This is a genomic window from Arthrobacter sp. NPDC055585 (assembly GCF_053619115.1).
The window spans coordinates 68,998-81,300 of the sequence record NZ_JBSHIT010000010.1 but is presented as its reverse complement, the minus strand read 5'-3'; the positions used below and the strand labels follow the sequence as shown (position 1 = coordinate 81,300).

16 protein-coding genes are annotated in these 12,303 nt (G+C 65.7%); 2 read left to right on the top strand and 14 right to left on the bottom strand.

Annotated elements, in window-relative coordinates; translation table 11 throughout:
* Positions 1–50: 50 nt before the first annotated feature.
* Positions 51–692, bottom strand: coding sequence for a hypothetical protein (locus ACWGQ2_RS15905; RefSeq protein ID WP_452018981.1), 642 nt, complete (start codon positions 690–692; stop codon positions 51–53).
* Between the two features lie 51 nt (positions 693–743).
* Between ACWGQ2_RS15905 and ACWGQ2_RS15900 the strand changes: the two genes are divergently transcribed.
* Positions 744–1,361 (top strand): GNAT family N-acetyltransferase, encoded by a 618-nt coding sequence (locus ACWGQ2_RS15900; RefSeq protein WP_452018979.1) that lies wholly within the window; start codon positions 744–746, stop codon positions 1,359–1,361.
* On the opposite strand, the gene ACWGQ2_RS15895 is transcribed toward ACWGQ2_RS15900, so the two are convergent.
* The 13 genes from ACWGQ2_RS15895 to ffh form a co-directional block, all read right to left on the bottom strand.
* Positions 1,358–1,681: a DUF2469 domain-containing protein gene (locus ACWGQ2_RS15895; RefSeq protein ID WP_091604041.1), complete on the bottom strand. Its 324-nt coding sequence runs from the start codon at positions 1,679–1,681 to the stop codon at positions 1,358–1,360. The two genes, ACWGQ2_RS15900 and ACWGQ2_RS15895, sit on opposite strands and share 4 nt — an antisense overlap.
* A gap of 7 nt (positions 1,682–1,688) precedes the next feature.
* A complete protein-coding gene (locus ACWGQ2_RS15890; RefSeq protein ID WP_452018977.1) occupies positions 1,689–2,489 on the bottom strand; it encodes a ribonuclease HII in 801 nt (266 codons plus the stop codon).
* The gene (lepB, locus tag ACWGQ2_RS15885; protein WP_452018975.1) at positions 2,486–3,268 is read right to left on the bottom strand and encodes a signal peptidase I; all 783 of its coding nucleotides are present in this window, start codon (positions 3,266–3,268) and stop codon (positions 2,486–2,488) included. Before lepB (ACWGQ2_RS15885) ends, ACWGQ2_RS15890 begins: the two co-directional genes overlap by 4 nt.
* Before the next feature lie 11 nt (positions 3,269–3,279).
* Positions 3,280–3,984: a signal peptidase I gene (gene lepB / locus ACWGQ2_RS15880; protein WP_452018973.1), complete on the bottom strand. Its 705-nt coding sequence runs from the start codon at positions 3,982–3,984 to the stop codon at positions 3,280–3,282.
* A gap of 5 nt (positions 3,985–3,989) precedes the next feature.
* Positions 3,990–4,349: a 50S ribosomal protein L19 gene (rplS, locus tag ACWGQ2_RS15875; protein ID WP_325790861.1), complete on the bottom strand. Its 360-nt coding sequence runs from the start codon at positions 4,347–4,349 to the stop codon at positions 3,990–3,992.
* 229 nt (positions 4,350–4,578) lie between these two features.
* Positions 4,579–5,367 (bottom strand): tRNA (guanosine(37)-N1)-methyltransferase TrmD, encoded by a 789-nt coding sequence (trmD, locus tag ACWGQ2_RS15870; protein WP_452018970.1) that lies wholly within the window; start codon positions 5,365–5,367, stop codon positions 4,579–4,581.
* Positions 5,368–5,904: a ribosome maturation factor RimM gene (rimM, locus tag ACWGQ2_RS15865; protein WP_452018968.1), complete on the bottom strand. Its 537-nt coding sequence runs from the start codon at positions 5,902–5,904 to the stop codon at positions 5,368–5,370.
* 132 nt (positions 5,905–6,036) lie between these two features.
* Positions 6,037–6,279, bottom strand: a complete 243-nt coding sequence (locus ACWGQ2_RS15860) for an RNA-binding protein (protein ID WP_091604027.1) — start codon at positions 6,277–6,279, stop codon at positions 6,037–6,039.
* Between the two features lies 1 nt (position 6,280).
* Positions 6,281–6,688, bottom strand: coding sequence for a 30S ribosomal protein S16 (rpsP, locus tag ACWGQ2_RS15855; RefSeq protein WP_055240818.1), 408 nt, complete (start codon positions 6,686–6,688; stop codon positions 6,281–6,283).
* A 220-nt stretch (positions 6,689–6,908) separates the two neighbouring features.
* A complete protein-coding gene (locus tag ACWGQ2_RS15850; protein WP_452018965.1) occupies positions 6,909–7,796 on the bottom strand; it encodes a VOC family protein in 888 nt (295 codons plus the stop codon).
* 22 nt (positions 7,797–7,818) lie between these two features.
* Complete coding sequence (locus ACWGQ2_RS15845) at positions 7,819–8,346, bottom strand: GNAT family N-acetyltransferase (RefSeq protein ID WP_452018963.1); 528 nt, start codon at positions 8,344–8,346, stop codon at positions 7,819–7,821.
* The gene (locus ACWGQ2_RS15840) at positions 8,346–9,050 is read right to left on the bottom strand and encodes an alpha/beta fold hydrolase (protein ID WP_452018961.1); all 705 of its coding nucleotides are present in this window, start codon (positions 9,048–9,050) and stop codon (positions 8,346–8,348) included. The genes ACWGQ2_RS15845 and ACWGQ2_RS15840 overlap by 1 nt, the downstream gene beginning before the upstream one ends.
* Positions 9,051–9,159: 109 nt before the next feature.
* On the bottom strand, positions 9,160–10,743 hold the full coding sequence (gene ffh, locus ACWGQ2_RS15835) for a signal recognition particle protein (RefSeq protein WP_452018959.1): 1,584 nt from the start codon (positions 10,741–10,743) through the stop codon (positions 9,160–9,162).
* Between the two features lie 129 nt (positions 10,744–10,872).
* On the opposite strand from ffh, the gene ACWGQ2_RS15830 reads away from it, so the two are divergent.
* Complete coding sequence (locus ACWGQ2_RS15830) at positions 10,873–12,291, top strand: glucose-6-phosphate dehydrogenase (protein WP_452018957.1); 1,419 nt, start codon at positions 10,873–10,875, stop codon at positions 12,289–12,291.
* Positions 12,292–12,303: the final 12 nt, after the last annotated feature.

Here is a 12,303-nt window from a genome sequence, read left to right as displayed (position 1 = left end):
ACTCATCGGTCCCGGGGCTGTGCAGGACAGGAAGCAGCCCGCCCGGGGATTCAGGCCCGGTACAGCACCGGCAGCGGCGTCAGCCGCAGCGGCTCCGGAGACACGACGGGCATTTGTGCGGCATCTTCAGTAGGCAGGCGGAAACCATGCAGGATGCTGATATGCGGCCGCAGCACCGCCGAAAACGCCAGTGCCGGGTCCTTCGCTGCATAGCCGGCCGGATCCGATACCCCGCAGGCAGCAAGGAACTCCAGCACCAGCGCATACAGGACGGCATGCACCTCCCCGAGCTCAGGAGTGGGGCTGCACTCAAGGGCAAGGGTAGTCCCGTTGATCCCAAACCCGGCCAGCCCAACCGGAGTCAGCAGAAAGTCACGGACCGGCAAGGACGCTTCCGTGGCGGCAAGATACCTGCCAAGCGCCCGTCCGAAAGTTTCCGGCCCTACCCCGGTGGCCGCCGCCAGCCGCTCATACGCTTCGTCGGCCTTGCCGAAGTGGATCAGCGTCAAATGCAGCCGCCCGGAACTCACGGTGCGGGCACGGGGCACCAGTGCGCGCGCTTCGGACTGCAGCCGAACCAGCTCAGCCAGCCCGGCGGCGTCGGGCTTCAGCTGCGCGTAGATCCGCACCCCTACCAGGGTATCCAGAATCTCCGCGGTGTTCCGGGAAGGATCGGACGGGGAGGCTGCCATCTAGGCAGTCTAAGATGCCGCCGCGGAAGGACGGCGCGGTACCTTGGAAAAATGGTCTTTCAGATCCCGCTGCTGCAGGATGACACGCTGCTGCTCCGGCCGCATCTTGTCTCGGATGCAGACGCCGTCACGGCCCGCTCGCGTGACCCGCTGACCATCCAGTGGACCACCGTTCCCCTGGACTACACCCGTGAGATGGCACTGACCTACATCTCGGCCGTGGGCGTACCGCAGCAGGACACTATCTCCTGGGCGCTGGAGGCCAACGGACAGTATGCCGGCAGCATCGACCTTCGATGGCAGGGAGCCGGAACCGGCGGGCTGGGCTTCGTTACCTCACCGGAATTCCGCGGGCAGGGCCTGATGAGCCGTGCTGTCCGGCTGGCCGTGGCATATGCCTTCGACACTCTGGGCTGGGAATCCCTGAACTGGACCGCGAATGTGGGGAATCTGGGCAGCTACAAGGCAGTGTGGCGGAACGGCTTCCCGTTGCCGGTCACGGTGCCGCGGCTGCTGGCACACCGCGGTCAGATGGTGGACGGCTGGTTCTCCGAACTCGTTGCTGACGCGCCGCGGATTCCGCGGATTCTGTGGAGCGACTGCATGGCACTGCTGCCCCATGTTCCCCAGGCGCCGGCAGGAACCCGCCGGCCGCTGAAGGACGACTAACCCAGCTCGTCCGCCTTGGGCAGGGTGAGGTCGTCATTGCGGGCCAGTTCTTCCACGTTGACGTCCTTGAACGTGATCACGCGGACGCTTTTCACGAACCTGGCCGAACGGTAGACGTCCCAGACCCACGCATCCTGCAGGGTCAGGTCGAAGTAGATTTCGCCGTCGGCGCTGCGTGCCTGCAGGTCCACGTGGTTGGCCAGGTAGAAGCGCCGCTCGGTTTCCACAACGTAGCTGAACAGCCCCACAACATCGCGGTATTCGCGGTAGAGCTGCAGCTCCATGTCTGTCTCGTAGTTCTCAAGATCCTCTGCGCTCATGGCACCATCATCCCCCAACCGGACCCGGTGCGGGTCCATCCTCAACAGTACGTGCCGTGCCCAGCCGCCAGGACAGCCGGTGCAGCGGTGACGGACCCAGCGTGTCGATCGCGGCGCGGTGCGCCTCGGTGGCGTATCCCTTGTTGATTTCCCAGCCGTACTCCGGGTGCAGGGACGCGTACTCAACCATCATCGCGTCACGTTCAACTTTGGCCAGGACCGAGGCGGCTGCAACGCTCAGGCAGGTCATGTCCGCCTTGATCCGGGTGTGGACCGGAGCGGTACAGGCGGCGTCGTCCTCTTCGGACGGCTCATCGAACAGGCTCCCCTGCATCTCCGGTGAGAGCCAGTTGTGGTTTCCGTCCAGGAGCACGACGTCCGGTGTCAGGGTTTCGCAGACCTGTGTCCAGGCGCGGGTGCCGGCCAGGCGCAGGGCGCCCATGAGGCCCAGCAGGTCGATTTCGGCAGCGCTGGCGTGGCCAACGCCCCAGGCGGGGCACCATTTCTTGATCTGCGGAACCAGTGCCTGCCGGTCGGCCGGCGTCAGCAGCTTGCTGTCCCGTACACCCTTGAGCGCGCGGACGGACTCCAGCTGGACAGCCACCAGGCCAACACTGACCGGGCCGGCGAGGGCGCCGCGGCCCACCTCATCGCAGCCGGCCAGCACCTTGTGGCCCAGGGCCGCAAAGGTGCGCTCGTAGCGCAGGGTCGGACCCTTGGCTGCGGTGCGGGTGCGCGGCGCCCTCGCGGCAGGCGCCGCGGTGGCACCCGCAGGCACCCGCAGCGCGCGGCCTGGCTGAGTGGTCACTTCGATGCCGTTTCCGCCCCGGACGGTTCGGGAACGTCCTCAAACACTTCGGGGTAGCTGCCAATGAAACCGGCGCGGCTCAACGGCCAGGCAATCACGGCAGCCTTGCCTTCAATGTCTTCGATGTTGATGAAGCCCCCGTTGGGCCCGTCCTGGTGCTCGCGCGAATCGGCGGAGGCGTTGCGGTGATCGCCCATCACCCAGACCTTGCCTTCGGGAACCACTACGTCGAATGCCGTTTCGGACGGCAGGGCTCCGGGATACAGGTACGGTTCGTCCAGCGGTTCGCCGTTGACCGTGACCTTTCCGTCGGCACTGCAGCACGTCACATGGTCACCGGGCATGCCGATAATGCGCTTGACCAGATGCTGTTCGGACTCATCCGGCAGCAGTCCCACGAAGGTGAGTGCGTCAGCGATGAAGTTGCCGTCGTCGTTCTGGTCTGTGGCCGGCAGCCAGGCCTGCGTGTCCTTGAAGACGACGACGTCGCCGCGGGAAAGGTCGAACGGTTCCGGCACCAGCAGGTTCACGAAAATCCGGTCGTTGATTTCCAGGGTTTCCTCCATGGAACCGGAGGGAATGTAGAAGGCCCGGAAGAGGAAGGTCTTGATCAGGAAGGACAGCAGCAGGGCGATCACCACAATGATCACCACTTCGCGCAGCCATGCCCCAAACCCGCGCTTCTTGCCGTCCTTGCCTTTGGCATGGGAGGCGTGGCCGTGGCCTTCGCCGGAATCGGCGCCCCCGTTTGCGGGGTCGTCCGGGAAGTCCTGCGCCATGTGCTGTCCTCTTATTCCACGAATTGCCATACGGTGTCCAACTCTAGTCGTTCAATCTCGGTACTTCTTTCGAACGGCCAAAGGATTCGCTGTGCGCGGCCGATCACCCGCTCTTCGGGAATCAGTCCGCCGCCGGGAGCGCCAAGCAGCGTCCGGGAGTCGGCGGAGTCGGAGCGGTGGTCGCCCAGCAGCCACAGCCGGCCTTCGGGTACAACGACGTCGAACGCTGTTTCGCTCCCGGTATCGCCGGGGAAGAGATAAGGCTCACGGATGGGCTGCCCGTTCACGGTGAGCCCGCCCGCGTCGGTGCAGCAGGCCACCCGGTCCCCGGGCACGCCGATGACACGCTTGATGTACACGGTGTCGCTGCCGGCCAGGCCCAGCCATTGGGCAGTGGCATCCCAGGCCTGCTTCAGGACGGGATCGGAGCTGTGCAGCGGAGCCAGGGAACCGCGTCCGTCAAATACCACGACGTCGCCGCGCTGGATCTCCGAGCCCCGGTATTCGGTACGGGAAACCAGCACCCGGTCCCCCGGTTCCAGCAGCGGCTGCATGGAAGCGGAGGGAATGTAATAGACGTCAAAAACGAAGGCCCGGACGAGGCCGGCGAGCACCACTGCCCCGGCAAGTGCCCACAGCACAAAACGCCAGCCCGCAATGGACCGGCGTTTTGTGTGTTTCCGGGGCTGGGCCCCGTCCGCGGATGTCTGCGGCAAGAAAATTACTTGGCGGGACGGAAGTCGCGCTTTTCCTTGATCTTGGCAGCCTTGCCGCGCAGGTCGCGCATGTAGTACAGCTTGGCGCGGCGGACGTCGCCGCGGCTGACAACCTCGATCTTGTCGAGAACCGGGGAGTGTACCGGGAAGGTACGCTCCACGCCGACGCCGAAGCTGACCTTGCGGACCGTGAAGGTCTCGCGCAGGCCGTCACCCTGGCGCTTCATGACGAAGCCCTGGAAGACCTGAACACGGGTGTTCTTGCCTTCAACGATGTTGACGTGAACCTTGACCGTGTCACCGGCGCGGAACTCGGGGATGTCCGAACGCAGCGAGGCTGCATCGAGGGAATCTAGGATGTGCATTGTTACTCACTCCTGGTGAACGCCACAGGTCATCCACTTTGGTCACGGCGGCAAGGATGTACCTAACGGTGCACAGATGCTGCCGAAGCTATAAAACCGGCCTTCCGGGAATCGGTTGCCGGTGTGTCTTGCCTGTTGGCCTCGCTCCCCCTGTGGCAGGTGCGGACCCAGATGACACAACTACCCATTGTGCCACAGTGCTGCCGGGGCCCACCAATCCGGGACCGCTTCAGGCCTGCGGGAGGACGGCTTCTGCTGACACGCTCCAGCCCAGGGCCGCCAGGGTGGCTTTGTCTGCCTTGTCCAGGCTGGCCGGGTCCAGTTTTGCGATGAGGTCCGGGCGGCGCTCCGAGGTGCGGCGCAGCTGCTCATCGCGCCGGAAGCGTGCAACTTTGGCGTGGTTGCCGCTGAGCAGCACCTCCGGGATGGGCCGTTCACGCCATAGTGAGGGCTTGGTGTACACGGGGTATTCCAGCAGCCCGTCAGAGTGGGACTCCTCCACCAGGGACTCGGGATTCCCGACGACGCCCGGCACCAGGCGGCCGATGGCCTCGACCATGGCCAGCACTGCCACTTCACCGCCGTTCAGGACGTAGTCCCCCAGGCTCATCGGTCGCACGTCAAAGTGCTCCCCGGCCCATTCCAGCACCCGCTCATCAATGCCTTCGTAGCGGCCGCAGGCGAAGACCAGATGGTCGGTGGCAGCAAGTTCGTAGGCGGTCTTCTGGGTGAAGACTTCACCGGCGGGGGACGGAACAATCAGGGTGGGCCGCGCAGCTGCCCCCGGGGCGCCGTCGAGCGCTGTGGACAGTGCCTGCGCCCACGGCTCGGGCTTCATGACCATCCCGGCCCCGCCGCCGTAGGGAGTGTCATCCACGGTGCGGTGCCGGTCCGTGGTGAACTCCCGCAGGTCCTGCACGCGCAGATCCAGGAGCCCGTCCTGCCGGGCCTTGCCGATCAGGGACAGGTCGAGCGCGGCAAGGTACTCCGGAAAAATAGAGAAAACGTCAATGCGCACTTAGCGCCCGTCCTTGCCTGCGTCCGGCAGGTTCAGTTCAAACAGTCCGGCCGGCGGGGTCAGCAGGACGTAACCCTCCTCGGTATTGACCTCGGGGACGATCGCCTCCACGAACGGCACCAGGATTTCCTGGCCCTTGGTGTCCTCGACGATCAGCAGGTCCTGGACCGTGAGGGTGCGCAGCGCCGTGACGGTGCCGACGACGTCGCCGCCCACCTTGGCCTTCAGACCCACCAGCTCGTGCTCGTACCAGCCTTCGCCGCTGTCTTCGTCATCGGCTTCGTCGGTGTCGATGAACAGCTTGGCACCGCGAAGCTCCTCGGCTCCGTTGCGGTCCGCCACTTCCTCGAAGCCAAGGAGCAGGATGTCCTTGTTCCAGCGGGCACTGATAACCGTCAGCGGTCCCTTGGCGGCCGGCTCCACGGTGAGGACTGCACCCGGGGCGAACCGGTCCCCGGGGGCGTCGGTCAGCACCTGGACGGTTACCTCACCGCGGATACCGTGAGGCTTGCCGATGCGTGCCACCTGTAACTGCATGGATTCTCCTTGGTCGTTGTGGGCGCGGCGGAAATGGCCGGAGCCTAAAAAAACATCCGGCCCCTTCACCATTATCTGGTGCCGGGGCCGGATGTTAGGAACTGCTGTTTACTGCTTGGAATTGCTGGTGCGTCAGCGGCGGCGGTCGGTGTCGACGACGTCGACCCGGACAGCCTCGCTGCCGGCCAGGGCGGAAATCACCGTGCGCAGTGCGCGGGCGGTGCGTCCCTGGCGGCCGATAACCCGGCCAAGATCATCCTGGTGAACACGAACCTCGAGGGTTTCCCCGCGGCGGTTGTTCTTGGCGGAAACCTTGACGTCCTCCGGGGAGTCAACGATTCCGCGCACGAGGTGCTCCAGCGCTTCGGCCAGCAATCTACTCAGCCTCAGCCTCGGTGGAAGCGGCTTCTGCCTCTTCCTTCTTGGCCTTCGGGGTGATTGCCTCGGGGACGATCACGGACTTCTTCTCGGGAGCCACGAAGGGCTCCTTCGGAGCCTTGGTACGCAGGGTACCTTCCTGGCCGTCGATGTTCTTGAACTTCTGCCAGTCACCGGTGATCTTCAGCAGTGCTGCGACCTGCTCGGTCGGCTGGGCGCCGACGCCGAGCCAGTACTGCGCACGGTCGGACTTGATGTCGATGTACGACGGCTCCTCGGTCGGACGGTACAGTCCGATTTCTTCGATGGCACGGCCATCGCGCTTGGCACGGGAATCCATGACAACAACGCGGTAGTGTGCTGAGAACTTCTTGCCGAGGCGCTTAAGGCGAATCTTTACGGCCACTTTTGTGGTCACTCCTGATCTGAAATGGGGCGAACCCGAACTTCTGCTCCCGTGGGGCGGGCCATAACGTTTGGGGTTCAAAAGGACAAGATGCTGCACGGAGAGAGGGGCCACGCAGATCGAGTACCTGTCCATTGTGCCAGATGACTCTGCGTTTTGCGACTCGCCGCACCGCCGCGGAAAGCACTGCAACGTGCAGCAGGCGCGCGCGCCCGGCCGCCTAGGCTGCAGCGACGCGGAGGCGGTTGCGCCAGGGATCCTCAAAACGCAGTTCGGCACCGGTGTGGTGGCTGGCAATGCCGGCGGACTTCAGCCGGTCCGCGAGGGCTCCGACGTCATCCGTGCCGGGGACGGTGATCAGTACTTCCCCCAGGCCCAGGGTGTCGCGGCGGGGTCCGGCCCCGCGGCTGTTCCAGACGTTCATGGCCATGTGGTGGTGGTAGCCGCCGGCCGAAACGAAAAGGGCCTGGCCATGGAAGTCGGCGGTGCGCTCGAACCCGAGGGTCTCCACATAAAACGCGGCAGCAGTGGCGGTGTCCCCAACCTGCAGATGCACGTGCCCGACGCCGGCGCCGGCAGTTTCGGTGCGGGCCATCGCCTCTTCACTGAGGTGGGTCCGGAAGTACTGCTGGGGCGGAAGGGCGAGTGAGGCCATGCGCACGGTGCGGCCGCCGGCTGTTTCATCCCAGGCCCAGTCTTCGCGCGGCCGGTCCCAGTACAGCTCAATGCCGTTCCCTTCGGGATCCGTGAAGTAGAAGGCTTCGCTGACCAGATGGTCAGCACTGCCGACGTAGGCGGAGGGGTCAAACTGCGCGGCCAGCGCCACGGTGGCGGCGAGGTCGGCCTGGGTGTCGAAAAGGATGGCCGTATGGAACAGCCCTGCCTCACCGCGGGAAGGAACCTGCAGCCCCGCGGCGGGCGCCAGGTGAACCAGCGGCACCGTGCCGCGGCCCAGGTACATGCCGCCGTCGGCCTCCGCAACCACCTGCAGGCCCAGCGCCTGGCGGTAGTAGGTGGAGACTATTTCAATGTCGCCCACCTTGAGCATCACGGTTCCCATCGAGAGGTTCGCGGGAAGCAGGTCCTGGGCATTTACTTGAATGTTCATGCATTTAACATTACTTGAAGCTTCACCTAATTTCCAGTGCGTGCCTTCCCGGGCGAAGCTCAAGACGCATGGCGACACGTTCCCCGATGCGGTCCAGCCCAAGTTTCTCCTCGTGGCGCCGGATCCGGGCCAGCTCACCGTCCGGTTCGACGGCGGTGAACCCGCAGCTGGCGTAGAAGGGTGCGTTGAACGGAACGCGGGCGAAGGTGCAGAGGGTCAGCGCAGGAAATCCCTCTTCCTCTGCCCACCGGGCCGCGGCAGCCACCAGTGCGCGCCCCAGGCCTGCTCCGGCGGCGGATGGATGGACCGAGAGCTGTTCCAGATGGGCGCAGCCGCCCACTTCTTCCAGCCGGGCGAATCCGGCAGGCGGTTCCCCAGCCACCAGCAGGTGCCGGGCAGCCGCCAGCTCGGCGGGCGAAGCCGCCGGTGGAAGCGTGCCGAGCAGCTCGCCCCGGATTTCCGGGCGTCCGGCCAGCAGAGTGTCCGACGCCGCTTCCAGGTCCGGCAGCAGCGGCAGGTCCCCAGGCCCGGCAGTCCGGATCATGGTCATCAGGCCGCCGCTGCTGCGCCGGTCCGGGCGAGGAAAGAGGCTACCGCTTCCTGTCCCGCCGGGGTGTCCTGCGGCCGGTGATTGCCGCCCACCGGACGGTGTTCGGCGCCGGTGGAAGCGAGGAACCCGGCGACTTCTTCGTAAAGCGGCTCCCACTCCCCCGTCAGCACCAGGGTGGGAACACCCGGAACAATGTCCAGCGGCGCATCCCACGGCGGGGACTGCAGCCGCTGACGTGCAGCAGCGTGCGGGTCGTTGCCCGCCTCCGGTGCGGATTCGGCGGAAAAGACCAGCCGGGCATATTCGCGGCCGTACGCTTCGTCAGTGAGCTCGGCGGCAGCCTGGTAGAGCGGATCCAGCAGCGCGCGTCGTGCCACAGTTGCCGGCAGGTCCCGGGTGAGTGAAAAAACAGCCGGTTCGCACAGGACCAGCGAATGCACCCGGGCAGGGTCCCGAACTGCCGCCATCATCGCTGACACCGCACCTTCGGCGTGGGCCACCACGTGCCCGCCGCTGCCCAGTGCTGCCAGGACCGCTTCGGTGTCCGCTGCGTAGTCGGTCGGGGACGGCGGCACCTGCAGTCCGTAACCGGCACGGCGCAGGAACAGGCAGTCGTAGCTGCGGGCCAGGGCATGCTGGCCCGGCCAGGCGGCGGCACCGAACCGTCCGGCACCGTGCACAAATACAATCCGTTGCTGAGCCATTCAACCAGCCTATCTCCAGGGTCCCCCACGAAAACGTACGGCCGGCCCGGGGAAGACCCGGACCGGCCGTACGTGTATTGCTAAAGCGTGTTGTGGTTGCTTGCCTGTGTTACTTCCCGAGGAACTTCTCGAAGCCCTTGGGCAGGTTCAGCGAGGAGGGATCGAAGTCCCCGCCCTGCTGGCCGAAGGCGGAACCGGTGGGCAGCGCCTTGGCTGCGCCCGCGCGCCGTGCCTCGGCTTCGGCGCGCTCCTGCGCGGCCTTGGCCGGGTTGCCGGAGCGGGCCTTCTTCTTGCCCTTGGCTGCCTGCTGCTTCTTGCGTGAACCGCCGAAGCCGCCGGGGCCTGCCACCCCGGGCATGCCCGGGATGCCGCCGCCGGATGCCATCTTCTTCATCATCTTCTGGGCCTGGGTGAAACGCTCCAGCAGGGCGTTCACCTCGGAGACGTGAACGCCGGAACCGCGGGCGATACGGGCACGGCGGGAACCGTTGATGATCTTCGGGGCAACCCGCTCGTGCGGGGTCATGGAGCGGACCATCGCCTCAACGCGGTCGATTTCGCGCTCATCGAAGTTTTCCAGCTGCTCGCGCATGCCGGCGGCGCCGGGCATCATCATGAGCATCTTCTTCATGGAGCCCATGTTGCGCAGCTGCTGCATCTGGGCCAGGAAGTCCTCGAAGGTGAAGTCTTCCTGGTCCACGAACTTCTTGGCCATCCGGGCCGCTTCGTCCTTGTCCCAGGACTTCTCCGCCTGCTCAATGAGCGTGAGGATGTCGCCCATGTCCAGGATGCGGCTGGCCATGCGGTCCGGGTGGAAGACTTCAAAGTCCTTCAGACCCTCACCGGTGGAGGCGAACATCACCGGCTTGCCGGTCACCGAGGCGACCGAGAGCGCGGCACCGCCGCGGGCATCGCCGTCGAGCTTGGTCAGCACCACGCCGGTGAAGTTCACGCCTTCGTTGAAGGCCTGTGCCGTGGCAACGGCGTCCTGGCCGATCATGGCGTCAATGACAAAGAGGACTTCGTCCGGGGTGATGGCTGCGCGGATGTCCGCTGCCTGCTGCATCAGTTCGGCGTCCACACCCAGGCGGCCGGCGGTGTCCACAATGACGACGTCGTGCAGCTTGGTGCGTGCTTCTTCAACACCCTGGCGGGCAACGGCTACCGGGTCACCGGTGGCGGCCTCGAACTCGGAGCTGACGCCGGGGTGCGGAGCGTAGACCGGCACGCCGGCACGTTCGCCGTTGACCTGGAGCTGCTTGACGGCGTTGGGGCGCTGGAGGTCAGCGGCGACCAGCAGCGGGCTGTGGCCCTGGTCCTTGAGATAACGGGAGAGTTTCCCGGCAAGGGTGGTCTTACCGGCACCCTGCAGGCCCGCGAGCATGATGACCGTGGGCGGGTTCTTGGCCAGGTTCAGCCGGCGCGTCTGGCCGCCCAGGATCCCAACGAGTTCCTCGTTGACGATCTTGACGACCTGCTGGCCCGGGTTCAGGGCCTGCGAGACCTCGGAGCCAAGGGCGCGTTCCTTGACGGACGCGGTGAAGGCACGGACCACGGGAACAGCGACGTCGGCATCAAGGAGTGCGCGCCGGATTTCCCGCACTGTGGCATCGACGTCGGCTTCGCTTAGACGCCCCTTGCCACGCAGGTTCTTGAACGTGGAAGTCAACCGGTCAGACAGTGAATTGAACACGCGCTGCGCACTTCTTTCATCGGGTAGTTCGCCATGTTGCCAGGCCCAGCTGTTAAGGGTACCAAGCGCGGGTGGGTATTGGCCGCACGAACCCTATGCCGGCACGCACCGCAGTGGGACGCTGGAACCATGGCTGCCAACCGAACGCGGGAGTCCCGTGTGAAGACGCTGCTGATCCTGGGTGGTACCGGAGACCTCTCCCACCGGCTCCTCCTGCCAGGCCTCGCCCGGCTGATTGTCCGTGGCAGGGCGCCGGGGCTGGTGGTAGTTGGCTCGGGGTCGCGGGACTGGAGCCAGGAGGACTGGAAGCTTCGGGTGGCCGACTCCTTTTCCACAGAGTACGACGGCGCCGGCAGGCAGGCGCGCCGGGAACTGGACGCTGCGGTGGAGCGAAGCTCCTACCGGCGGCTGGACCTGGACACACCGGGAAGCCTGGCTGCCGGACTGGAAGGACTGGAGCCGCCGCTGGCCGTGTATTTCGCGCTCCCGCCGAAGCTCACGCTCAGCACGGTAGGCGCCCTGCAGGCCGGCGATCTGCCCGCGAATACCCAGCTGGTCCTGGAGAAACCGTTCGGAACCGACCAGGCCTCTGCCCGGGAGCTGAATTCGGCGCTGGCGTCCCTGGTCCCCGAGGAGGACATTTTCCGGGTGGACCATTTCCTGGGCATGACCACGGTCATGAACATTGTGGGGATGCGGTTCTCGAACCGTTTGCTGGAACCGATCTGGAACTCGCTGCACATCGAGAAGATGGAAATCGTCTTCGACGAACAACTCGCTCTGGAGGGGCGGGCGAAGTACTACGACGCTTCCGGCGCGCTGGAGGACATGATTCAGAGCCACCTGCTGCACACCATGGCCTTTATGGCGATCGGCCCTCCGGCGTCGCTCGGCGAGCGCGACCTGCGTGACCTGGTGGCAGCCACGCTCCGGGCATCCTCGGTGTCTGCGGACTACGGCCGGAGTACCCGCCGGGCGCGCTACGCCGCAGGAGTCATCGACGGGAAGGAAGTCGAGTCCTACATCTCTTCCCCCGGTGTGGACCCTGGACGGAACACTGAAACCCTGGCGGAACTCGAGATCACCATCGACAACGACCGCTGGTCCGGCGTGCCTTTTATCCTGCGCTCGGGAAAAGCCCAGGCCCGGACCCGGAAGGAAGCCGTGGTGACGTTCCGGAAGGTGAACCACCTGCCGGACGGGTTCACCGGCTCAACCGAGGCGCCGTCGCGCCTGCGTATCTCCTTCAACCCGGCGTTCCTGGAACTTGAACTGAACGTCAACGGTCCGGCGGACATCTTCCGCCTGGACCGCAGCACGCTCACTGCCCAGCTGCATACCTCCCAGCTCACTGCCTACGGCGAGGTTCTGGAGGCGGTGATCGAAGGCAACCGGCTGCTCTCCGTCCGCGGGGACATCGCGGAGGAATGCTGGCGGATCGTGGACCCGGTGCTCGCCGCCTGGCGCGCGGACGAGGTTCCCATGGATTCCTACGCCGCCGGAACACAGGGGCCGTCTGCCTGGGGAACCAGCCGCAGCACCCTGTGACTTCCTCTTCCC